At 68.2% G+C, this 21799-nt stretch carries 25 protein-coding genes, 2 tRNA genes, 1 pseudogene and 1 riboswitch; of the genes and pseudogenes, 16 read left to right on the top strand and 12 right to left on the bottom strand.

Annotation, left to right across the window (positions count from 1 at the left end):
- On the bottom strand, positions 1 to 757 hold a 757-nt coding region (locus IEY87_RS04985; protein ID WP_189137235.1), incomplete at its 3' end, for a Sco1979 family transcriptional regulator.
- A gap of 248 nt (positions 758 to 1005) precedes the next feature.
- Between IEY87_RS04985 and IEY87_RS04980 the strand changes: the two genes are divergently transcribed.
- Complete coding sequence (locus IEY87_RS04980; RefSeq protein WP_225278024.1) at positions 1006 to 1467, top strand: ATP-binding protein; 462 nt, start codon at positions 1006 to 1008, stop codon at positions 1465 to 1467.
- 9 nt (positions 1468 to 1476) lie between these two features.
- Here the strand turns inward: IEY87_RS04980 and IEY87_RS04975 are convergent, their stop codons facing one another.
- The 6 genes from IEY87_RS04975 to IEY87_RS04950 form a co-directional block, all read right to left on the bottom strand.
- On the bottom strand, positions 1477 to 1626 hold the full coding sequence (locus IEY87_RS04975; RefSeq protein WP_189137233.1) for a hypothetical protein: 150 nt from the start codon (positions 1624 to 1626) through the stop codon (positions 1477 to 1479).
- Between the two features lie 135 nt (positions 1627 to 1761).
- Positions 1762 to 2136 (bottom strand): YbaB/EbfC family nucleoid-associated protein, encoded by a 375-nt coding sequence (locus tag IEY87_RS04970; protein WP_189137232.1) that lies wholly within the window; start codon positions 2134 to 2136, stop codon positions 1762 to 1764.
- A gap of 2 nt (positions 2137 to 2138) precedes the next feature.
- The gene (locus IEY87_RS04965) at positions 2139 to 2522 is read right to left on the bottom strand and encodes a YbaB/EbfC family nucleoid-associated protein (protein ID WP_189137231.1); all 384 of its coding nucleotides are present in this window, start codon (positions 2520 to 2522) and stop codon (positions 2139 to 2141) included.
- Positions 2519 to 3349, bottom strand: a complete 831-nt coding sequence (locus IEY87_RS04960) for a hypothetical protein (RefSeq protein ID WP_189137230.1) — start codon at positions 3347 to 3349, stop codon at positions 2519 to 2521. The genes IEY87_RS04965 and IEY87_RS04960 overlap by 4 nt, the downstream gene beginning before the upstream one ends.
- Positions 3346 to 3759, bottom strand: a complete 414-nt coding sequence (locus IEY87_RS04955; protein ID WP_189137229.1) for a hypothetical protein — start codon at positions 3757 to 3759, stop codon at positions 3346 to 3348. The genes IEY87_RS04960 and IEY87_RS04955 overlap by 4 nt, the downstream gene beginning before the upstream one ends.
- A 693-nt stretch (positions 3760 to 4452) precedes the next feature.
- Positions 4453 to 5088 (bottom strand): hypothetical protein, encoded by a 636-nt coding sequence (locus tag IEY87_RS04950; RefSeq protein ID WP_189137228.1) that lies wholly within the window; start codon positions 5086 to 5088, stop codon positions 4453 to 4455.
- Between the two features lie 800 nt (positions 5089 to 5888).
- Between IEY87_RS04950 and IEY87_RS04945 the strand changes: the two are divergent.
- Positions 5889 to 7262: pseudogene (locus IEY87_RS04945) on the top strand (IS481 family transposase); the annotation flags it as partial.
- 538 nt (positions 7263 to 7800) lie between these two features.
- Here the strand turns inward: IEY87_RS04945 and IEY87_RS04940 are convergent.
- The gene (locus IEY87_RS04940; RefSeq protein WP_189137226.1) at positions 7801 to 8472 is read right to left on the bottom strand and encodes an HAD family hydrolase; all 672 of its coding nucleotides are present in this window, start codon (positions 8470 to 8472) and stop codon (positions 7801 to 7803) included.
- A complete protein-coding gene (locus tag IEY87_RS04935; protein ID WP_189137332.1) occupies positions 8469 to 9311 on the bottom strand; it encodes a GntR family transcriptional regulator in 843 nt (280 codons plus the stop codon). Before IEY87_RS04935 ends, IEY87_RS04940 begins: the two co-directional genes overlap by 4 nt.
- 139 nt (positions 9312 to 9450) lie before the next feature.
- Between IEY87_RS04935 and IEY87_RS04930 the strand changes: the two genes are divergently transcribed.
- The 8 genes from IEY87_RS04930 to IEY87_RS04895 all read left to right on the top strand — a co-directional run bounded on the left by IEY87_RS04930 (position 9451) and on the right by IEY87_RS04895 (position 15891).
- Positions 9451 to 9780 carry an SCO3933 family regulatory protein gene (locus IEY87_RS04930; RefSeq protein ID WP_189137225.1) on the top strand — a complete coding sequence of 110 codons (330 nt, stop codon included), beginning with the start codon at positions 9451 to 9453 and terminating at the stop codon, positions 9778 to 9780.
- A gap of 98 nt (positions 9781 to 9878) precedes the next feature.
- Positions 9879 to 11249 carry an FtsK/SpoIIIE domain-containing protein gene (locus IEY87_RS04925; protein WP_189137224.1) on the top strand — a complete coding sequence of 457 codons (1371 nt, stop codon included), beginning with the start codon at positions 9879 to 9881 and terminating at the stop codon, positions 11247 to 11249.
- Positions 11250 to 11344: 95 nt separating this feature from the next.
- Complete coding sequence (locus tag IEY87_RS04920; protein ID WP_189137223.1) at positions 11345 to 11998, top strand: DUF2637 domain-containing protein; 654 nt, start codon at positions 11345 to 11347, stop codon at positions 11996 to 11998.
- Positions 11995 to 12408: a hypothetical protein gene (locus IEY87_RS04915; RefSeq protein ID WP_189137222.1), complete on the top strand. Its 414-nt coding sequence runs from the start codon at positions 11995 to 11997 to the stop codon at positions 12406 to 12408. The genes IEY87_RS04920 and IEY87_RS04915 overlap by 4 nt, the downstream gene beginning before the upstream one ends.
- A 492-nt stretch (positions 12409 to 12900) precedes the next feature.
- Entirely contained in the window at positions 12901 to 14265 is a 1365-nt protein-coding gene (locus tag IEY87_RS04910) for a replication initiator (RefSeq protein ID WP_225278025.1), read from the top strand.
- A complete protein-coding gene (locus tag IEY87_RS04905) occupies positions 14255 to 14440 on the top strand; it encodes a helix-turn-helix domain-containing protein (protein WP_189137221.1) in 186 nt (61 codons plus the stop codon). Before IEY87_RS04910 ends, IEY87_RS04905 begins: the two co-directional genes overlap by 11 nt.
- Positions 14437 to 15582, top strand: a complete 1146-nt coding sequence (locus IEY87_RS04900) for a tyrosine-type recombinase/integrase (protein WP_189137220.1) — start codon at positions 14437 to 14439, stop codon at positions 15580 to 15582. The genes IEY87_RS04905 and IEY87_RS04900 overlap by 4 nt, the downstream gene beginning before the upstream one ends.
- An 81-nt stretch (positions 15583 to 15663) precedes the next feature.
- Positions 15664 to 15891, top strand: coding sequence for a hypothetical protein (locus IEY87_RS04895; RefSeq protein ID WP_189137219.1), 228 nt, complete (start codon positions 15664 to 15666; stop codon positions 15889 to 15891).
- Positions 15892 to 15947: 56 nt separating this feature from the next.
- Here the strand turns inward: IEY87_RS04895 and IEY87_RS04890 are convergent.
- Positions 15948 to 16021, bottom strand: a tRNA-Pro gene (locus IEY87_RS04890).
- An 89-nt stretch (positions 16022 to 16110) separates the two neighbouring features.
- On the opposite strand from IEY87_RS04890, the gene IEY87_RS04885 reads away from it, so the two are divergent.
- The 3 genes from IEY87_RS04885 to IEY87_RS04875 all read left to right on the top strand — a co-directional run bounded on the left by IEY87_RS04885 (position 16111) and on the right by IEY87_RS04875 (position 18276).
- Positions 16111 to 16181 (top strand) — tRNA-Gly (locus IEY87_RS04885).
- A 95-nt stretch (positions 16182 to 16276) separates the two neighbouring features.
- A complete protein-coding gene (locus tag IEY87_RS04880) occupies positions 16277 to 16906 on the top strand; it encodes a nucleoside/nucleotide kinase family protein (RefSeq protein ID WP_225278026.1) in 630 nt (209 codons plus the stop codon).
- A gap of 59 nt (positions 16907 to 16965) precedes the next feature.
- Entirely contained in the window at positions 16966 to 18276 is a 1311-nt protein-coding gene (locus tag IEY87_RS04875; protein ID WP_189137218.1) for a TrpB-like pyridoxal phosphate-dependent enzyme, read from the top strand.
- Between the two features lie 9 nt (positions 18277 to 18285).
- Here IEY87_RS04875 and IEY87_RS47440 read toward each other — a convergent pair whose 3' ends face one another.
- Positions 18286 to 18363, bottom strand: coding sequence for a 50S ribosomal protein bL37 (locus tag IEY87_RS47440; protein ID WP_494402340.1), 78 nt, complete (start codon positions 18361 to 18363; stop codon positions 18286 to 18288).
- 147 nt (positions 18364 to 18510) lie between these two features.
- Here IEY87_RS47440 and IEY87_RS04870 point away from each other — a divergent pair, with 147 nt between their 5' ends.
- The 3 genes from IEY87_RS04870 to IEY87_RS04860 all read left to right on the top strand — a co-directional run bounded on the left by IEY87_RS04870 (position 18511) and on the right by IEY87_RS04860 (position 21540).
- Positions 18511 to 19290 (top strand): DeoR/GlpR family DNA-binding transcription regulator, encoded by a 780-nt coding sequence (locus IEY87_RS04870; protein ID WP_189137217.1) that lies wholly within the window; start codon positions 18511 to 18513, stop codon positions 19288 to 19290.
- On the top strand, positions 19287 to 20366 hold the full coding sequence (gene galT, locus IEY87_RS04865) for a galactose-1-phosphate uridylyltransferase (RefSeq protein WP_189137216.1): 1080 nt from the start codon (positions 19287 to 19289) through the stop codon (positions 20364 to 20366). Before IEY87_RS04870 ends, galT begins: the two co-directional genes overlap by 4 nt.
- A gap of 66 nt (positions 20367 to 20432) precedes the next feature.
- Positions 20433 to 20569: riboswitch (cyclic di-AMP (ydaO/yuaA leader) on the top strand.
- Positions 20570 to 20574: 5 nt separating this feature from the next.
- On the top strand, positions 20575 to 21540 hold the full coding sequence (locus tag IEY87_RS04860; RefSeq protein ID WP_189137215.1) for a coiled-coil domain-containing protein: 966 nt from the start codon (positions 20575 to 20577) through the stop codon (positions 21538 to 21540).
- 26 nt (positions 21541 to 21566) lie between these two features.
- On the opposite strand, the gene IEY87_RS45480 is transcribed toward IEY87_RS04860, so the two are convergent.
- The gene (locus IEY87_RS45480) at positions 21567 to 21797 is read right to left on the bottom strand and encodes an MmcQ/YjbR family DNA-binding protein (RefSeq protein WP_225278027.1); all 231 of its coding nucleotides are present in this window, start codon (positions 21795 to 21797) and stop codon (positions 21567 to 21569) included.
- Positions 21798 to 21799 lie beyond the last annotated feature (2 nt).

Genomic DNA, 21799 nt, shown 5'->3' with positions numbered 1-21799 from the left:
TGTCCAGGTAGAGGGCGCTGGCGAGCTGCTCCACGTAGATCACGTCGGGCAGGTCGTGATCGGGGAAGCGCAGGATGCTGAACGCGCCGCCCTCGGCACTGTGTCCGCCGAAGCTGAACGGCATGATCTGGATCGTGATGTTCGGCTGGCGCATCAACTCGGCGAGGTGTTCGAGCTGGGCGCGCATCACCTCGGCGCCGCCGATGGGGCGGCGCAGCGCCGCCTCGTCGATGACCGCCCAGAAGACCGGGCCGTCGGGTTTGTCGAACACCCGCTGGCGCTCCAGGCGCAGGTCGACCCGCCGGGAGATCTCCTCGGCGCCGAGCCCGGCCGATCCCGCCGTCACGACGGCGCGCGCGTACTCCTTGGTCTGCAGCAGCCCTGGCACGAACTGCACCTCGTACGTCCTGATCCGGGCCGCCGCCTCCTCGAGGCCGACGTACGCCTGGAACCAGGTGGGCAGGATGTCGTTGAAGCGATGCCACCAGCCGGGCTCGTTGGCCGTGACGACCAGATCGAGCACCGCGGCCCGGGCTTGGTCGTCGACGACTCCGTAGAGCGTGAGCAGGTCGGCCACGTCGCGCTCCTTGAATCCGACCCGACCGAGCTCCATGCGGCTGATCTTGGATTCGGAGCCTCTGATGAGGTGGCCCGCCTCCTCGCGCGTGACTCCCCTGCTTTCCCGCAGCCGTCGAAGCTGGGAGCCAAGGAGGATGCGCAACGCCGTCGGCCCGGAGCCCGGCTGGTTCTGCGTCACGTTGCCTCCTATCAAGGTCCGCACACACAGTGACACCACATCGCTGGGTATGACAAGGTCTCAACCTGGTGTCCGATTCGGATACGTAACCAGTTACCGCTCATGCGATTGCACATTGCACATGCACGTGCATTTGGGTCTTGCAGCGACACGTGATGGTGTCCCATGATGGGCTAGTGCATTTTGGGCGAAACATGCACGAACTGAGACGGCATCTGGGAGGTACGGGCGGGATGGTGGAGGACCCTTTGGTTACTGCCGACTGCCTGCAGATCACCCGCGAGGTGGGCTTCGATCACCTGCTCACCTCGGGCAAGCCGTACACCACTTCGTGCCCCCTGCCCTTCCAGGCCGATTCGGTCAAGACCGCTAGGGATGTGACGCGTTCCACCCTCCGGGGCTGGGGCCTGCCGGAGCTCGGCGACGACGCGGCGCTCGTGGTGTCGGAGCTCGTGACGAACGCCGTCAGATACGCGATGTACGCCCGCGGCCGGCGTGAGATCACCCTGCTGCTGATGCGGGTGGTGCCGCACGTGCTGCTGGCCGTGGCCGACCCCAGTGACGACGTGCCCCGCCCCAAGGAGCCGGACTTCGTCTCCGAGAACGGGCGCGGCCTTTACATCGTCGAAACGTACAGTCAGTGCTGGGGTTGGGACCCGCTGGCGCACGGCGGCAAGGCCGTGTGGGCGCTTTTTCGGACCGAACCGTAAACCATCCGGTCAGTCTCCGCGGCGTTCCAGCACGAACCAGGCGGCCAGGCACAGCAGGCTGAACAGGCAGAAGATCGCCACCAGGGTCGTCGACGAGACGACGAACGCGGCCAGCAGCGACACCGCCGCCGCCCCGGCGGCCATCGAAGAGATTCGCATCACAGTTACATTCTTCTTCCTTCGCGGCCACCGCGCGCGGACGGCCACCTGATCGGCCCCATCCGGCGGCCTGGTCTCGCCGAGACGGATCGTGAAACGTTCAGCCCTGCCTCGCCGCCGGGCAGGCTCCCGGAGTCACTCCGGTTCGCGGTTCGCGCGGGCCTCGAAGCTGCGTTGGGCGTCGCCGAGCAGGCCGCCGAGGTGCGGCCCCGCCGCGGCCTCCAGCTCCCGCATCATCGCGGCCTTGGCCCGCTCGGCCACCCGCTCGGCCGCGTGCACGGCCTGGACCACCGCGTCCCCGAGCGTCACACCGTCGTGCCTGCGCTTGCTCAGCTCGCTGATGTCGAGCGCCAGGAGTGTCCCCGCCGGATCCACCGTCGCGACGACACCACCACCGGCGGCCGAGCCGGTGAAGGTGCGCGCGCTCCACTCCTCGACGATCGGGTCGATCCTGGCGGACGCCCCCGCGAGTCGTTCGGCGAGCATCCGCAGCTCCCGCATCTCGTCCATGCTCACTCCTCGCGCAGGACCGCGTCGAAATACTTCTCCAGTACGTCCAGGTCGGGCTCTGGCCGGCCGCCGGTCAGGGTGTCCATCGTCGCGGTCAGCCCTTCGCCCATCGCGCCGCGAGCGGCGCCGACGGCCTGGAGGACGGCCTGGCCGAGGGCGACATGGTCCAGGTCTCGCATCGCTCTGGGGTCGATCGCCACCCGCAGCAGCCGTCCGGAGCCCGAGACCGTGGCCGCCACCCGGCCCGTGTCGTCGGCACCGGTCATCCGCTGCTCCTCCAGGCCGCGCAGCGCGCCGGCGAACGCGTCGACCCAGCCCTCGATCTCGCGGATCAGCCCGGGGATGTCACCTTCCCTGCCCTCGTTGAAGGCGTCACTGTGCGTCATCTGGCCCCCTCCGCGGAGGCGGGCTGCCAGTGGTCGATCTTCTCGACGTCCGGGTGTACGTGCAGATCGCGGGCGCCCATGTCGGGATTGCCCATCTTGTAGAAGATGCCCTGCACTTCGTCGAGCTTGAGCGCGAGATCCTTGAGCTCGCTCTCGTACTTGTTGTAGACGTCCGAGAACTGCTTGAGCATGGTGCCGGCGGCGGTGAGGAAAACGCCGGCCTGCGTCATCAGGGCGACCCGGCCGACCGGGTGGGCGCTCATCTTGGTGAGCGCCTTGAAGACCGGCGCGGCGGTGGCCCACATCGCGGCGGCCGACAGATCGTACTCCAGCACCTCCTTGTACTGGCTGTTCATGGTGCCGGTCATGTCCTTGGCGATGCTGCCGAGTTGGTCGAACATGCCGATCAGCTTGAACCGGAGGTACTGCTGGAGCGTGTCGACCGCGTGGCCCTTCCAGTTGCCCGAGATCACGCTGAAGTAGGTGATCCACACGTCCCAGGCACTGCCCTTGAGGTGGCCGTGCAGCTCCATCCACCGTTCCCGGCGGTCGTAGAAGAGGAAGGGGTTGCCGAGGTTCACGACGGAGGCCACCACCAGCGCCCCTCCCGCCACGCCGAAGCCGGACATGGCCAGCCCGAGCCGGATCGGCTTGTTGTGACTGCGTACCTGGGCCACCACGTTCTTGAAGAATCCGGGGTCCGTACGCTGCCCGAAGCTGACGGTCCGCATGAGCTTGCCGTTGGGGTCGTACACGTTGAGCCGGCCCGGGCCGGGCGTGGGCATCCTGCTGGGCAAGTTCAGCTTGGGGGGCTGGGGAGGCGTCATGAGGCTGTCTTCCAGGGGTCTGTCTTCTCGATGGCGGTCACGGTCCGCTCGTTGGCGGCACGGTAGTTCTCGGCGACCTTGAAGAGCTTCCCGCCGTCCTTCTCCAGCACGCCGCGCAGGATCTCCGCGCAGTCCGCCCAGGTGTCGGCGACGTCGTTGAGCCTGCCGACGAACACCAGCCCGATCATCGGGATGCCGGCGACGGGTGCGAGATTCCCTCCGTCGAATCTAGGGGTGGCCGCCTTGAGCTGGTCGACCACGTTGGCCGCCGCATCCATCACCTCGGCGAACGAAGCGATCGTATCGGTACGGAACTCGACACCGCCGCCGGCCGCCGAGGAGGGGATGACGGCGCCCCGGTCAGCGGTGGCCGGGGGTCCGCCGTCGCGTAGACCCGGTGGGAGGCACACGGAGGACGGGCACGTCGGGGTGTGCGGGCACGGGCTGAGCGTGGCGGCCGGCGGAGTCGAGGCGCTCGTCGCGGGACTTGCGGACGGCGAATCCGGATATGTCGGCTCTAGGGAGACGTCGCTGGACAATCGGCACACCTTCCTTCGCCCGGCGGACCGCCGGGCGAACTCACCATGGGCGGCCCACTGCTCAGGACGCAGCGGGGGGACATCACCCCGCCGCAGATGGCACGGAGCCCCTCACGCTGTGCACTTGTTCAAGGTGAGACGCCGTCGGCCAGTGTAAAGGACGATCTTGGAGCCCGTCCATCGCGCTCCCACCGGCATGGGGAGGGTCAGCTTGGCCCTGAACCGCGCCTTCGAGGGCCGCGTGGAGCCGTGGTCACGCAGAAGGCCACTCCCGAATTCGGTGAGTGGCCTTCGTGCTGGTCAGGCAAGTCGGGGCGACAGGATTTGAACCTGCGACTTCTTGCTCCCAAAGCCACTTGATCGTCACGCAGAAAGGGCCAATAGCGAGCCTCTACCTGGGGAAACAGTCAGACAAGGTCCGTGAACGTCCGCGCTCGTACGCCTCGATCGTCACCCAGTTGGTCACCCAGCCGACCTATCCCGAAGCGCGCACACGCGCTGTTCTTGTTACAACCACAGCGCTTCGGCCGGGTAGAGCAGTCAGCGCCGTCTAACCTCACACCATTACGAATGGGAGTTGAAGATCAGACGGCCATCCACAAAGGCCATCGTTCCGTCCGAAACGTCGTGCACAGATGTCATATAAAGGCCATCTTGCTCAGCGGCCTCTCGCATCTTCTCGATCGTGTCCTCGTCCGGACGAGGAAGCTCTATGGGGTCGGACAGCGGCGCCTGACGGGCTACCACCGAGCACCATCCGGCGTTGTTCGCTAGAGGAATCCTTCCGACCAGGACCGTACCCATGGCAGTCCGCCCCGGCCAGCTAGAGAGATCGGTGCCGGGCCGCTCGATGAAGACGTCGAAGTTCATCGCATCTGAGTCCTCATCCACCTCGATGAGGTGCACACCATCAGGATCAGCGAGCGAAATCATGGCGACAGCAACCGGCTGAACGATCAGGACTGCACGGGTGAACCCTGCTGCGATCTCTGCCGGGCGTGTCCAGCGCACACTCTCCCGCTTGTTCGTCTTATAGTGCCAGGATCCCGATTCGTGGAGGCTGATATGCGCAGCCTTCTCCAGTCCTTCTCGCTCTAGAAAGAGCTCAGGCTTCGAGACGCCCGACCGAACGCGCCATGTACGTGAGCGCAATCCCGCGACCTTGATGCCGAAGCGGAGGTCCGGACTGTTGTTTCCCATGGGACTCGATAATACTCTTGATCACTTATCGCCTCGCGTGGTTATTTCGCCCACCTACAGCACCACCATCTGATCACCTCGTACGCCGTCGACTCACCGCGTAGCGGCAGCGGGCCGGGGACGGAGTGTCAAGCTCGGCTTCGCGTGCACGTTCGCCGGTAGCCGTTCCTCGATCATGCGTTGTCCTGCGGTCAGAGCCGGGCTTGATACGGAGGAGCCGGTCTGCTGGGCTTGCCTGAGTCGATGGTGTGCGAGGTGATCAGCCCCCAGCCACCCATCAACGTCCAGGGCCGTGTGGCGATCACCTCGGTGCCGGAGTGCTCCCGCCGGAGGCGCTTTTACAAGGTCCAGTGGGGATTATTCAGGACCCCGAGCGTGGGCCACGGACGTGCGGTTACCCCCAGGTCGCCTCTTCCTCCCACTGGTTCGGCTACGCCTCGGGCACCCTTATGCACCGTTTGAGGGGGCAAGCGGACGATAACACGTCATGCGAGGCTGGTTCTGGTTCTGTCGAGCTTCGGGGCTGTGCGTCCGTTGTGGCGGCGGGGTGGCCGGGCGGGACCGGCCCGAAGAGGCCGCACGCCCGCCCGGACCGCCCGGCCGCCCGCCGCCCATCGGGCGGCGGCTTGATGACGTAGGGAAGGTATGAATCATGGGCCGCCCTGCCCGGCTTTGTGTTGTCCCGGGACATGCTTGACGGATGAGTCCCAGGACATGGGCGACAGGTGCTGTCATCGGCCAGTCTGGCGTGCGTCGTTGCGGCGTCGTGCGTCGGGAGGCCGGGATTGGCCCTGGTGGATATGTCCGTGGTGGAGCAGCGGTATCGGGCTGTGCTGGCGGTGCTGGCGGGTGGTTCGGTGACCGAGGTCGCGCGTGAGGTGGGGGTGGCGCGGCAGACGTTGTCGGGCTGGGTGTCGCGTTATCGGGAGTCCGGGCTTGGTGGCCTGGTGGACCGTTCGCGGCGGCCGCGTTCGTCTCCGTCGCAGATGAGTGCGCGGGTGGAGGTGCTGGTGTGTGAGCTGCGTCGCCAGCATCCGCGGTGGGGTCCGGTCCGGTTGGCGCATGAGGCCGGCCTGCGCGGGGTGGATCCGCCGCCGTCGCGGATGGGGGTGTATCGGGCGCTGGTGCGTCACGGGCTGATCGACCCCGGTGCGGGGCGGCGCAAGAAGGTCTATCGGCGCTGGCAGCGTGAGGCGCCGATGGAGTTATGGCAGATGGACATCGTGGGCGGTGTGTTCCTGGCCGATGGGTGCGAGGTGAAGGTGGTCACCGGCGTGGATGACCATTCGCGCTTCTGTGTGGTCGCCAAGGCGGTGGTGCGGGCCACCGGCCGGGCCGTCTGCCTCGCCTTTACTGAGGCGTTGCGAGCGTTCGGGGCGCCGGGTGAGGTGCTGACGGACAATGGCAAGCAGTTCACCGCACGGTTCGGGCATGGCGGTGAGGTGCTGTTCGACCGGATCTGCCGGGACAACGCGATCGTGCACCGGCTCACGCAGCCGCGTTCACCGACGACGACCGGCAAGGTGGAGCGCTTCCACCAGTCGATGCGCCGCGAGCTGCTGGACGACGCTGACCCGTTCGAGGACCTGGCCGCCTTCCAGGCCGCGCTGGATGCGTGGGTGACCCATTACAACACCGCCCGGCCGCATCAGAGCCTGGACATGGCGGTCCCGGCCGACCGGTTCGTCCCGGTGAGCCAGGCGGAGCGGGAACTGCTGCCGCTGCGCCTGCCGGCCATCTTGACCGCGCAGCCCGACCCGCCGCCTGACGCGCAGGAGATGGCGGCCGACGTCACGCCTGCGGCGCCGAAGGGCCGAATCAACAGCAAGAGCAGCGACGAGGGCGAGCGCGGGGCTGAGCGGGCGGCGAGTCCGGCGGCGGCCTGGTCGGGTGGGCCGATCGAGTTCGAGCGGGTGGTGCCGGCCAGCGGCAACCTGGGGGTGGCGGGTAAGCAGTTCTGGCTGGGTCCGGCCCGCGCCGGTCAGGTGATCACGTTCTGGGCGGATGTGAATGTGATCCATCTGCTGGTCGGCGGGGTGCGGTTGAAGAGCCTGCGCTCACATCTGTCGACCAGTGATCTGGCCCGGTTGTTCGCCGATGGTGGCCGGTCGGCGGGGCCGTCGCCGCTGCCGCAGGCGGAGAGCGACGCGGTGGTGGAGGTGGAGCGGACGGTGAACAAGTACGGCATGGTCAGCCTGGCCGGCCGGTATCTGCTGGCGGCGGAGATCCTGGGCGGGCGCCGGGTCACCATCCGGATTGAGGAGAACACGCTGATGTTCCTCGACCCCGACAGCCGCCAACTGCTGCGTACCCGCCCGAACCCGCTGATCTGGGCCAAGTGCCTGCAGCTGCGTGGCGCCCGCCCGGCGGGGCCGCCGCCGGTTCCGGAGCGGTCACCGGTCACAGTGCAGCGGCGCGCGAACGCCTTCGGCGTGATCATGGTCACCCGGCAGGCCGTCTCCCTCGGCCGCCTGCACGCCGGCCAGGTCGTCACCGTGCACGTCAGCGACACCACGCTGACCATCGACCTGGAGGAAGGACCGCGCACGGTGCACCGCACCACCGATCTGCCGGTCCGCAACGTCAAAGTGCATCGGCCGTACAAGGTCGACCATGTTTCCTAGATCACCTGTCGCCGATGTCGTGGGACAGAAACGTCAGGCATCTCATGGGACTAGACAACCGCCCTATCTGCCTGTCGGTTGGGCGTCGTTACCGCTGCTCCGCAAGCTCGGCCATGCTGCGGGTCACCGCATCGGCTCCAGCCTGCGTGAGGCTCTCGGCCTTCCCCTGCTCATTGGCGTAGGCGATGCTGCGGATTCCTGCGCTGCTTGCGGCTTGCATATCGAAGTCGGAGTCTCCGATCAGTACGGCCCGTGCAGGCTCAACTCCCAGCGCCTTGCATGCGCGTAGCGTCGATTGCGGATGCGGTTTCATCTGTTCCGGCTCTCCGATGGGGCGCCCGGATACCGCGGTGACCCACTCCCCCAAGTCCGTCAGGGCAAGGAAGGTCTCGATGGCGGGCTCGGAGTTGTTGCTCACGATGGCGACCGGCTTGCCGACCACTGCGCAAGCTTCGAGGAACTCGCGAACGCCCGGTGTGATCGCGGCGCAGGTCGCTGCCTCGACCTCGTTGGCCATGAGCGCGGTCTCGACCTTGTCGACCAGTTCGGGCGCGATGTCGGCGGTACGGCGCAGCACTTTGAGCGGGTCGTCCAGCGCTTCGACGTCCTGCGGCAGTCGTACCCCCTCTCTGATGAGCAGTTCCTTGAGCCGGGAAGCGACCACGGACGCGGGCAGCCCGGCGAAGATGTTGCACACGGGGCCGTCGAAGTCGAGCAGCACGGCATCGGCCTGGCGTAGGAGGTCGGCTGCGGGGGTCATAGGTCGACCTCGCGGCTGATGGTGGTCCACATGCTGTCGAACCAGCGGCGGGTCTCGGTGACGTACTGGGAGGCCATCGAGGCGGGGTCTTCGGTGATCTCGTAGTGGAAGAGCAGTGCGTCCTTGCCCATGACGTCGTACAGCTCGTGCGGCTCTCCCTTGATGCGCACGGTGTGCTTGACGACGGGGTAGAAGCCGAAGAACACCCGCTCGCGGTTGATCACGTAGAACTTGAACGCGGGCGCGGTCTGGTGGGCGCGTACGTGGACGGTGGCGGTCTTGACGAGTCCGAGGTCGGCCAGTTCGTGGACGGCGTCGGCGATGGCCTGGGTGCTGCGCTGCTGGATGCGCAGGGCGCGGGTGCGGATCACCGGATCGTCGCTCAGGTCTTCGGCGCGGCAGGGCAGGGACATGGGGTGTTCCATGTCGGGGACCAGGATGCGGATGCTGATGGACTCGGGTGTGAGCCGTCCGAGCCGGATCTTGTCCAGCGGTTCTTGAAGCATCCCGTTGAGGGTCTCGCCGGAGAAGCCGGCGAAGTCGATGGAGACGTTCGGCTCCTCGAAGGCCCGTTCGATGTGCGGGCGGAGTTCGACGGGCCGTTCGGTGCGCTCGCGGACGAACACGCCGCTGCCTTGCCGGGAGACGACCAGGCCCTCGTCGCGGAGCAGGCGGATGGCCTGCTGGATGGTCATGCGCGCCACGCCGTACGTCTTGGCCAGGTCGTGGCCTGAGGGGAGCTTCTCCCCCGGCTCGAACTTCTTGGTCAGGATCGCGGCGCGTAGGGCGTTGGCGACCTGCTGGTACGGCGGGCGGGGGTCGTCGGGATCGAGACTCATCACGCAAATCAGCCTAGTTCTTCTAGGTTGCCTAGTCCAGTTACTCGCACATGCTTGACATGGCTAGCCATGCTGGGCAACATGAACTCGTCAGCAGAGATGCCTAGCCAAGTTAGGCAACTTTTCAGAGGAGTTCACCATGCGCAACATCCCCGTCGACATCACCAACCTGGCCTTCATCGTCGCCGGTGAGTCCGAGCCCAAGATCGTGGACCGCGCCACCGGCGAGGTGAAGCGGGACGCCGAGGGGCGGGAGCTGTACACGATCCCGCTCCTGCCCAAGCCGAACGACGACCGGCGCAACCCGGTGATCGTGGTGACGTTCCCGAGCGTGACGTTCCCGCAGATCCCCGAGGGCGTACAGGTCCGGCCGGTCGGCCTGGCGGCGTTCTTCTGGTCGATGAACGGCCGGTCCGGTCTCGGCTTTCGCGCCGAGGCCATCACCGTGGCCACACCGAAGGCGGCTTAGCCGCACCTGCGTCCCTGGAGCGGGCGCATGGCCTGGCAGCTGTCCGCCCGCTCCGGGGCTCGTCCCCTTTTCGATGCTTCGAAAGGAACGTTCCACGTATGTCCGACTGGCTGATCCCGCTGGCCATCACGGTGGCCTCGGTCTGCACGGTCCTGCTGGTGTGGCGCAGGCTGCACCCCGCCTCGTTCTGGCTCATCGTCGGCTACCCGCTCAAGACCTTGCACGTCTACGTCACCTGGGGCAACGTCGCCCTCGGCTGCACGCTCACCCGCAAACGCCGCCGCTGGCGCTACACCCTCGACGGCCTGCCAATCGTCGGGCAGGCCACGATCGCCCTGTCGCAGCGGCGCAAGGTCCGCCGCGTCCAGATCGACAAGCCGCCCCGGCTGGGCATCGTCCGCCCGTGCCGTCTCGGCTTCCGCATCAACGTCAAGCTCATGGACGGCCAGACGCCGGAGGATTACAGCGCCCGGCTGTCCAACCTCGCGCACGCCTGGCGCGTGCACTCCGTCCGGCTCATCTCCTCCCGGCCCGGCCGCGTCACGCTGCTGGCCACCCGAGGCGATCCCCTGTCCGAGGTCCGTATCCTGGTGCTGTCGGAGGGGCTGCTGCGGGTGCGGGTCGGGCTGCTGGAGACCGGCGCGCCGTGGGTGGTCGACTTCCGTACGGTGCCGCACTGGCTCAACACCGGCGCCACCCAATCCGGTAAGTCCACCCTGCTCAACGCCCTGATCACCGGCCTGTCCGCGCAGCCTGTCGCGCTGGTCGGCTTCGACCTCAAAGGCGGGGTCGAGCTGACCGCCTACGGGCCGCGCCTGTCAGCCATCGCCACCGAACGCACCGAATGCGTCGGCCTGCTCAACGACCTGATCTGCCTGGTCAAAACCCGCATGGCCCTCTGCCGGGCGAACAAGACCCGCAACATCTGGAAACTGCCCGAGGACCTGCGCCCGACCCCGGTCGTGGTCCTGGTCGACGAGGTGGCCGAACTGTTCCTGATGGCCCACAAGGGCGAGAAGGACGAGATCGCCTCCACCGCCACCGCGCTCCTGCGGCTGGCGCAGCTCGGCCGCGCGTTCGGCCTCTACCTGTTCGTCTGCGGTCAGCGGGTCGGCTCCGACCTCGGCCCTGGCGTCACCGCCCTGCGTTCCCAACTGTCCGGACGGGTCTGCCATCGCGTCAACGACCCCGAAACCGCCACCATGACCCTCGGCGACACCGACCCGGCCGCCCTGGACGCCGCCCGGCAGATCCCGGCGAACATGCCCGGCACCGCCGTCGTCGTCGCCGATGACGGCCGCTGGTACCGCGCCCGCTCGGTCTACGTCAGCGAAGAAATCGCCGAGGCCGCCGCCCACGCCAACGCCGAACTCACACCCGCCTGGGCCGACCTGCTCACCGGCACCGACACCGTGACCGTCACGGACGCCGACCTCGAAGCCCTGGCCCGCGAAGGCGAACCCACCTAACCACCCCGCCACGGCCCCGGCCCCGGCCCCGGCCTGAGCCCATCACGCCAAGTCCCTACCCGCCCCATGCCCGAAACCGAAGGGAGGTTCCTGCCATGAGCCGTATCCGCGCCCGGTTGCTCGACACCGGCCCCGTCGTGGTCCTGGCGGTGATCGCCGCTGTCGGCTCCTTCACCCACATCAGCGACCTGGCCGCCCGGCACGGGCAGCACGGCTGGCAGTCCTGGGCGGTCGCCGTCTGCATCGACCTGATGTGCGTGATGGCCGCCCGCGAACTCCAACGCGACAAGCGCACCGGCCGCCACCGAGGCCGCCTCATCTCGTGGCCCGCGCTCGTACTGACCGGCGGCATCGTGCTCACCCTGGCCGCCAACCTGGCCACCGCACACCCGAGCGTGTGGGGCTGGATCACCGCCGCCACCCCCGCCGTCGCCTTCCTCGCCGCGGTCTCCATGCTGGAGCGCCGCGCCGCCCACCGCCCACCTGAGCCGGCGACCGAGGACGACACCAGTACGGCCGAAACGGTCGAGCTGGTCGCCTCCGACGTCCCCGCGCTGGACGCCGTGCCTCATCCGGCCGAGCACGGGCCGTCGCCGGCACTTCTGACCTACGCCCGCCGCTTGGCCGACGACCACCAGGCCACCCACCACCGCGCCATCACCGGCGAACACCTCGCCGCCCGCATGCACGTCTCCGCCGACCTGGCCACACACCTGCTCACCCAGATCAGAAAGGAACCCGTCACATGACCAACCCCACCCCGAACGAGCTGACCGAAGCCGCCCGCGCCTGGGCCCGAGGCTCCTACGCCCTGGAAGCCGCCGTCGAGCTGCTCATCCGCCACGGCGTCTGGCTGACCCACAGGGAGTTCCGCCGCTACGCCATCGACTACGTCACCGCCACCTACACCCGCGTCCCGTACACGGTCATCGACTGGCAGGCCGCGCACATCGCGCTCAACCGAGGCTGCATGCCCTGCTCCGGCTCCGAGGCCGCCATCTTGCGCATCGCCCTCTCGCTGGCCGACGGCCTGCCGGTCGAGCTCGGCCCCGCCATCACCGGCCTGGACACCACCAACCTCGCCCACGTCCTGGCCGCCATCGCCCACGCCAGCGGCAACCGCGTCGCCTGGCTCACCAAGCATCAAGATCCGGCATGAACCAGCCCTGCCGCCGTTGCCTCGACTGCTGCGGCGCCCACCCATGACCCGCTTACCGTGCCCGTTCTGCACCTGCTGCGCGCGCTACGGCTGCGACTTCGACGGCGACCCGCCCGACTGCGACACCACCACACCGGACGAGCCCTGTCCCTGCACACCGCGAGGAGGTGAATCCGAATGATCTGGTTCTACGTCTGTGTCACCTGCAACGGCACCGGCCTGTACGACGACGACACCTGCCTCCACTGCTCCGGCACCGGCATCGACAACCAGAACTAACCGCGACGACGCCACCACGGGACGGCTCAAGCCTGGCAGCCCGCCGTCCCCGTGGGGCGTCACCCTCCGCACTCAACGAAGGACCTCCAGTATGCGCCACCAGCCATGCCCGGAATGTGACGGATACGGCTCCGTCCACGTCCGCTCAACCCGCACCCACCACCTGATCACCATCTACCGCCCGTGCTGCGAAGGCAGCGGAGAGGAGGCTCAGTGACCGAAACACCCGCCCCACTCGGCGACCTCATCGGCCCCGTCATCCGGGACCTGGCCCGCCGCTCCAACCACGACGTCACCCGCTGGCTACACCAGGTCGACCGACTCCGCGGCTGCACCGACCCGATCCGCCTCACCGGCGAGTCCACCACCCTGCACGGCACCACCGGCGAACTCCTGCACACCTACACCACCCGCGACGAACCCCACGGCCAACTCCTGATCCGCTGCGGCAACCGCCGCGCCTCCCGCTGCCCGGCCTGCGCCGAGACCTACCGCCAAGACACCTTCCACCTCATCCGCGCGGGCCTGCTCGGCGGAACCAAGGGAGTCCCTGACATCGTCCGCACCCACCCGAAAGTGCTCGCCACCCTGACCGCCCCGTCCTTCGGCCCCGTCCACCGAGGCCCCGACAAGGACGGCACGACCAACGTCTGCCACCCACGCCGCACCGGCTCCGCCTGCTTTACCCGCCACCAGAAGGGAGACCCGACCATCGGCCAACCGCTCGACCCCGACACCTACGACCACCCCGGCCACGTCCTCTGGAACGCCCACGCCGCCGCCCTGTGGCACCGCTTCACCGTCTACCTCCGCCAGCACCTGGCCGCCGCCACCGGCCTGACCCGCAAGGAGTTCGCCCGTACCACCCGCCTGTCCTTCGCCAAGGTCGCCGAGTACCAGGCCCGGGGCATCGTCCACTTCCACGCCGTCATTCGCCTCGACGGCCGTGACGGCGACACCCTCACCAACCCGCCCGCCTGGGCCACTCTCGACCTGCTCACCACCGCCATCACCTCCGCCGCCAAGGCCGTCCGTCTGCTCGCCCCGGAGACCGGGCAACCGCTCACCTGGGGCGCCATCGACGTCCGCCCGATCCAATCCGCCGGCCTCGACGCCGATGCCCTGTCCGAGGCCGCCGTCGCGGGCTACATCGCCAAGTACGCCACCAAAGCCGCCGAGACCTCCGGCACCCTGGACCGCCGCGTCACCCACCACGACCTCACCCGCCTGCACACCCACGGCGTCACCGACCACGCCGCCCGCCTGATCCGCACCGCCTGGGACCTCGGCAACCCCGACACGCATCCCGACCTGGCCCCGCTCCGCCTACGCCAATGGGCCCACATGCTCGGCTTCCGAGGCCACTTCTCCACCAAGAGCCGCGCCTACTCCACCACCCTGACCGCCCTGCGGCGGGTCCGCCTGGAGTACCGCGAGGCCCAAGAACTGCAACGCCTGCCCTACGACCCGACCAGCACCCTCGTACTCGCCCACTGGAAATACGCCGGACAAGGCTTCACCCCCGGCGAATCCGTCCTCGCCGCCGCCGTCAACGAAGGAGGCAAGCATGGCCGATGACGTCCAGCTCTACCGCGTTCCTGACGCCATGCGGAAGCTCCGCATGAGCCGCAGCGTGATCTACGAGCAGCTACGCTCCGGCCGCCTCCGCTCGGTCAAGCAGGGCCGCTGCCGCCTGATCCCAGAAAGCGCCATCCGCGAGTACATCGGCCTGTTGCAGCAGGAGGCGTCATGACTAAGCGCCGAAGTCGCGGGGACGGCGGCCTCCACTGGGACGAGGACCGGCAACGCTGGATCGCCTCGCTCACCGTGGGGTACACGCCTGCCGGAAAGCGCATCGTCAAGAAGGCCAGCGGCAAGACCAAAACGGCCGCCAAGGACAAGCTCAAAGAGATCGTCCGGGACTACGAGGATGGGCTCGCCATCGCTCCCGGGGACTACACCGTCGAACGGGCCGTGAACGACTGGCTGGCCTACGGCCTGAACGGTCGCGATCCGGGAACGGTGGAGTCCTACACGATCCTGTGCCGGAAGCACGTCGTCCCCGCCCTGGGCAAGCGCAAGCTCCGCGACCTCAGCGCCGAGGACGTGGACAGGTGGCTGGCGGACAAGGCGAAGACGCTCAGCACCCGTACCTTGCAGATCATTCGGTCCTGCCTAAATCGCGCCCTCAAACGGGCGATGGCCCGCGACAAGGTCAAACGGAACGTGGTGGAGCTGTGTTCAGTGCCCGTGGGAAAGGCGGGTCGCCCGTCCAAAGCGCTGACGTTCGCCCAGGCGGACGCCGTACTCAAGGCTGCGGACGGAACACGGCTGTACGCCTACATCGTGGTATCCCTGCTCACCGGTGCGCGCACGGAGGAGCTCAGGGCTCTGACGTGGGATCACGTCGATCTGGAAGGAGATCCGAAGGCCGTCCCGCCCGTGCCGCCGCATGTGGCGGTGTGGCGGTCGGTCCGTGCGGGCGGGGACACGAAGACGCAGAAGTCCCGGCGCACGCTCGCCCTGCCTCGGCGCTGTGTAGAGGTGCTCCGGCAACATCGGGAGGACCAGCGCCGCGAGCAGGGCGACTCCTGGACCACCGGCGGACTGGTGTTCGCTTCGTCGGCCGGTACGGAGCTGGACGCCTCGAACGTCCGGCGTGCCTTCCGCGTCGTCATCAGAGATGCCCAGGGCCTGAACCCCGCCGAGTGGACGCCACGCGAGCTGCGCCACAGCTTCGTCTCGCTGCTCTCGGACAACGGCATCCCACTGGAGGAGATCTCCCGGCTCGTCGGCCACAGCAGCACGGCCGTAACCGAGGTCGTCTACCGCAAGCAGATCCGGCCCGTACTGCAGTCGGGTGCTGTAGCCATGGACCGAATCTTCGAGATTTAGTAAGCCCTAGGCCTTCTGCGATACGCGACCGAATCGATACTGTTCATCGCACGTCTCGGGGCCGACAGAAGGGTCAGCTCCATGCGACTGCTCAAGACTCTTGGCGCCTTCATCGGCGTCTGGTTCGTCTCCGTTATTGCCCTCAGCTTCGTCGGAGCTCTCCTGATCGGGATCACCGGCGACTTCAACATCGAGAGCAAGATCGGATGGCAGTCAATCTCAAGCCTTGGCGCTGTAGCTCTTGCCGTGTGGGCTGCGGTCAAGGTTTGGAAGAGAGCAGGGCCAGGAGAGGGACAGTCACTCACTTAGTCACTCAGAAGGCCACTCCCCATCAGGGTGAGTGGCCTTCGTGCTGGCCAGGCAAGTCGGGGCGACAGGATTTGAACCTGCGACTTCTTGCTCCCAAAGCAAGCGCGCTGCCAAGCTGCGCCACGCCCCGTTACGTCGGTTGCGCACACGCTCCGGGACTCCGGTACGCTTACGCCCTGACGACCGGATGAAGTCTAGTCCAGAGTTCGACCGGTTCGCGCGGACGTAGCTCAATGGTAGAGCCCTAGTCTTCCAAACTAGCTACGCGGGTTCGATTCCCGTCGTCCGCTCTCGGCAGGAAAGGCCAGGTCATCCCCGGTGGGGAGCCTGGCCTTTCGCATGTTCGCGGGTCGGTGCCGGATTCGCGGCTCGTAGGCTCACAGGGGTGCGCGCACGACCGATCTCCATGGAATCGCTGGTCGATGAGCTGGCCGAGTCGATCTCGGGCCGGCCTCGTGAGGCGTGGGTGCGGGTCGCCGTGGACGGGGCGCCCGCGGCGGAGCCCGGGGAGCTGGCCGATCGGCTGGTCGCGCCGCTGCGGGTGCGGGGGCGGACGGTGTTGCGGGTGTCCGCGGCCGACTTCCTGCGGCCGGCCTCGCTGCGGCTGGAGTACGGGCGAAGCGATCCGGACGTGTTCTACGACGAGTGGCTCGACACGGGGGCGCTGGTACGGGAGGTCCTGGAGCCGCTTGACCGGGGGCGGTCGGGCAAGGTGCTGCCCGCGCTGTGGGACAGCCGGGTGGATCGGGCGTTCCGGGTTCCGTACGAGACGTTGCCCGCCGGAGGGGTGCTGCTGCTCGACGGGACGCTGCTGCTGGGCAGGGGGCTGCCGATCGAGGTGAGCGTACATCTGTGGCTGTCCGAGGGGGCGCTGGCGCGGCGGACGGCGGCGGGCGAGCGGTGGCGGTTGCCCGCGTACGAGCGGTATGAGCGGGAGGTGCGGCCGGCGGATGTCGCGGATGTGGTGGTACGGGCGGATCATCCGCATCGGCTGGCGGTCAAGGTCGCACGGTGACGTCGCGACACCCGGCCGCGAGCCTGGAACACGGCGGCTGACCAGCGCAGACTGGGACGATGATCCCCAGCCACTGGTACAACATCGTTCCCGACCTGCCCACGCCACCCCCGCCCCCGTTGCACCCGGCCACCAGGCAGCCGGTGGGGCCGGAGGACCTGGCTCCGCTGTTCCCCATGGAGCTCATCGGGCAGGAGGTGAGCCAGGAGCGGTTCGTCGCCATTCCGCAGGAGGTGCTCGACGTCTACCGGCTCTGGCGGCCCACTCCGCTGTTGCGGGCGCGCAGGCTGGAGCGGGCGCTCGGCACGCCGGCCCGCATCTACTACAAGTACGAGGGCGGCTCCCCGTCCGGCTCGCACAAGCCCAACACCGCCGTGCCGCAGGCCTACTACAACGCCCGCGAAGGTGTGCGCGGCCTGACCACGGAGACCGGAGCGGGTCAGTGGGGCAGCGCGCTGGCCTTCGCCTGTGCCCAGTTCGGCCTGGATTGCCAGGTCTGGATGGTACGGGCCTCCTACGAGCACAAGCCGTACCGGCGCTCGCTCATGCAGGTGTACGGTGCGACCGTGCACGCCAGCCCGTCCCCGGTGACGATGTCGGGAAGCAAGGTGCTGGCCGGGGACCCCGACTCGCCGGGCAGCCTGGGCATCGCGATCAGTGAGGCGGTCGAGGTGGCCGCCGCCGAGGCCGGCACCCGCTACGCGCTCGGCTCGGTGCTGAACCATGTGCTCATGCACCAGACGGTGATCGGCGAGGAGGCGCTGGGTCAGCTCGACGAGATGCCCGACGTGATCATCGGCTGCACCGGCGGCGGCTCGAACTTCGCCGGGCTGATCTTCCCGTTCCTGCGCGAGAAGCTGGCCGGGAAGATCGATCCGACGTTGCGCGCCGTGGAGCCCGTCGCCTGCCCCTCGTTCACGCGGGGCCGTTACGCCTACGACTTCGGCGACACGGCGGGGCTCACGCCGCTGCTGAAGATGCACACGCTGGGCCACGACTTCGTGCCCGACCCCATCCACGCGGGCGGGCTGCGCTATCACGGAATGTCGCCGCTGCTGTCGCACCTGTACGAACTGGGCATGTTCGAGGCGGTCACCAAGTCGCAGTCGGAGAGTTTCGAGGCAGGCGTGCGCTTCGCCCGCACCGAGGGCATCGTGCCCGCGCCGGAGCCGACGCACGCGCTGGCCGAGACGATCGCCGAGGCGTTGCGCTGCAAAGAGAGCGGTGAGGACAAGGTGATCCTCACCGCTCTGTGCGGCCACGGTCACTTCGACCTGGGCGCCTACGACCGCTACCTGTCCGGCCGGATGGAGGATCGCACGCTGCCGCAGGAGCGCATCGACGAGGCCCTCAGCGAGCTGCCGGGTTAGCTCGGACCGTCAGCGCGCGGTGGGACGCTTGCCGTGGTTGGCCTTCCTCTTCCTGCGTGCCTTGCCCTTGCGGGCGCGCCTGGCCATGGGCTCATTCCCTCCAAGACCTTGGGTACGGTTTGCCGTCCTCAACGTCTCCCCTGGGCCGGTGGAGCACAAGCCCATGCGATGACCTAACATTCCCCAACATATGCGTGTCATAATTTGGTGGAATCTGTTGGAAGGAGCGGGGGCGTGCTCGCACAGCAGCGACAGCAGGCGATTCTCGAACGCGTCCGCGGCGCCGGCGGCGTCCGGGTGGCCGATCTCGTACGCGAGCTCGGCGTCTCCGACATGACCATCCGCCGCGACCTCGAGGTGCTCGCCGAGCGGGGGCTGCTGGAGAAGGTGCACGGCGGCGCGACGGCGCTCGGCCCCGGCTCCACCGAGGAGCCCGGGTTCACCGCCAAGTCCGCCCGCCAGCAGCCGGAGAAGGAGCTGATCGCCCGCCGCGCCGCCCGGCTCGTGCGGCCGGGCACCGCGGTCGCGCTCTCGGCGGGCACCACGACGTGGGCGCTGGCCCAGCACCTGATCGGGGTGCCCGAGCTCACAGTGATCACCAACTCGGTCCCGGTCGCCGACGTCTTCCACCGCAACCCCCGCGCCGACCGCACGGTGGTGCTCACCGGCGGCGTCCGTACGCCCTCCGACGCGCTGGTCGGCCCCGTGGCCGTGGCGGCGATCCGCCGGCTGCACGTGGACACGCTCTTCCTAGGCGTGCACGGGATGAGTGTGCGGGCCGGGTACACCACGCCCAACCTGCTCGAGTCCGAGACCGACAGGGAGCTGGTGACCGCCGCGCACCGGCTGGTCGTGCCGGCCGACCACACCAAGTGGAACACGATCGGCATCAGCACCATCGCCGAGCTGACCGAGGCCGACGTGGTCATCAGCGACGCGGGGCTGCCCGAGGACGCACGTATGGAGCTGGCCGAACGGGTCGGCGAACTGATCATCGCGGAGGGCTCTCAGTGAAGCGCACCATCACCCATCTGGCCGACGGCCGGGAACTGATCTACTTCGATCGGCGCGACGACGCCGATCGAAGCGCGATCGACCGGCGGCCCCTCGGACCGCGGCCGGTGGCGTCCGAGCTGCGCTACGACCCGCTGACCGAAGAGTGGATCGCGATGGCGGGGCACCGGCAGACGCGTACGTTCCTGCCTCCGGCCGACGAGTGCCCGCTCTGCCCGTCGTCCGAGACGCGGTCGTCGGAGGTCCCGGCGAACGACTATGACGTGGTGGTGTTCGAGAACCGCTTTCCGTCTTTTTCCGGAAATTTCGGGTCTTACGAGGAAGCGGGCGGACTTAGTGAGGTTCGTCCGGGCGCGGGGCGGTGCGAAGTGGTGTGCTTCACCGCCGAGCACTCCTCCTCCTTCTCCCGGCTCTCCGACGAGCAGGTCGAACTAGTCATGGAGGCCTGGGCGGACCGCACGGCGGAGCTGTCCGCGATCGAGGGCGTGGAGCAGGTCTTCTGCTTCGAGAACCGCGGCGAGGAGATCGGCATCACGCTCTTTCACCCGCACGGCCAGATCTACGCCTACCCGTACGTGACGCCCAGGACCAAGCTGCAACTGGCCGCCGCCCGGCGTTACGCCGAGCGCCATCAGGGCCGCAACCTGTACGCCGACGTGCTGGACGCCGAGCGGAAGGGGCCCCGGGTGGTGGCCGCCAACGAGCTGTGGACGGCCTTCGTGCCCGCCGCCGCCCGCTGGCCGTTCGAGGTGCACCTCTACCCGCACCGGCAGGTGCCGGACCTGGCCGCGCTGTCGGAGGCCGAGCGGTCCGCGTTCGCGCCGCTCTACACCTCGGTGCTGCGGGCCCTGGACGGCCTGTTCGACGTCGCGATGCCGTACATCTCGGCCTGGCATCAGGCGCCGGTGCGGCAGGAGCGTGAGCTGGGCTATCTGCACCTGGAGTTGTTCAGCATCCGGCGGGCGCCCGGCAAGCTGAAGTTCCTGGCAGGATCGGAGTCGGCCATGGGCGCCTTCGTCAACGACGTGCTCCCCGAAGAGGCCGCGCGGATGCTTCGATCACAGGTAGATCACTGATTGATTTCCGATTGGAGTCGCGTTACTCGGGATCTACCACTAATATCCCTTGGGGCACGACCGTAACGCCGTGCCACGCCTAATCCGGGCGAATCGCCTGGAGCCGGGGACCCACCGCACTTGGGGTGCATCCACTTCGGTGGTAGGGAGAGCTCTCTGACCCGAACCCGTCAGCTAACCCGGCCGGCAGAGGGAGAGGAACCCGTTCGTGGCGGCAGCGTCCCCCGCGCACCTTGCCATCGGCGTCATCACCGCAGCGGCGGTGATCTTCATTCCCGCGACCGTGTCGTCCGCGGCCGGCGCCGAGCCCAAACCGACCGAGGCCCAGCTCCGCAAGGAGCTTAAAGGGCTGAACCAAAAGGTCGACAAGCTCATCGAGCGGTACAATCTCAAGCGGGTCGAGCTGGCCAAGGCCAAGCAGGCCGCCGAGGTGGCCGAGAAGCGGCTCGCCACCGCCGAGGAGGCGCTCACCGCCGCTCGGGGGCGCGTCTCCGAGCTGGCCAATCTGCGTTACCAGAACGGCGGCATGGCGCTGCCGACGTGGGTGGTGCCGCCAGACGGCGCCTCCGCGGCCCTGCTGGAGCAGCTCACCGCCGAGCAGACGGCCGTGGTTCAGGGCGTGGTCGACGCGCGCGACGAGAAGAAGAACGCCGCCGACGAGGCGGCGGCCCTCGCCCGCGACATCAGCGCCGACACCGCCGAGGTGGCCGAGCAGCGTGACGAGGCCGAGGACGTCATCGACGACATCCAGAAGAAGCTCAAGGACCTCATCCCGTTCAGCACCGGCCGCCGCTCCGACGGCAGCTGGGCGCCCCAGCTCCCGTCAGGCGCCGACAACATCACCGGCCGCACCCGGCTGATGCGCGAGCAGTTGCGGAAGAACTTCAGGCTGCCCTTCTCGGTCGGCTGCTTCCGCTCGGGTGGCGGCGGCGAGCACCCCCTGGGTCGGGCGTGCGACTTCATGATGAGCACCGGCGGCAGCCTGCCCAGCGCCGTCAACAACGCGCTCGGCGACAGCATCGCCGCGTGGACCATCGAGAACCGCAACAAGCTCGGCGTCAAGTACGTCATCTGGAAGCAGCGGATCAACCACGGCTCCGGCTGGAGCCCGATGTCCAACCGCGGCAGCGTCACCGAGAACCACTTCGACCACGTACACATCTCCATGCAGTGACCCGGGCGCCTTCCTGAGCCGCTCGGTCACCGCGCCGGGTTGACGGGCCCGCCTTCGTATTCAGCGGGGTCTGGCCCGAAGGGACCGGCAGGCAGGCGCTCGACGCAGAAGCCCAGCCGGCCGTCATGGTGATGGTCGGCGTACATGACGAAGGTCTTCTTGCCCCTGACGAACCAGGTGGGCTCACCGTGACTGAGTCGCTCGGTCGTCTCGGGCAGGGCGCGGCAGAGCTCTCGCAATGCGTCCAGTGGGTTCATAA

The sequence above is a fragment of the Nonomuraea glycinis genome, assembly GCF_014646515.1.
GTDB classification, from domain to species: domain Bacteria; phylum Actinomycetota; class Actinomycetes; order Streptosporangiales; family Streptosporangiaceae; genus Nonomuraea; species Nonomuraea glycinis.
The sequence above is the reverse complement of the archived record's forward strand: the minus strand, read 5'-3'. Positions and strand labels throughout refer to the sequence as shown.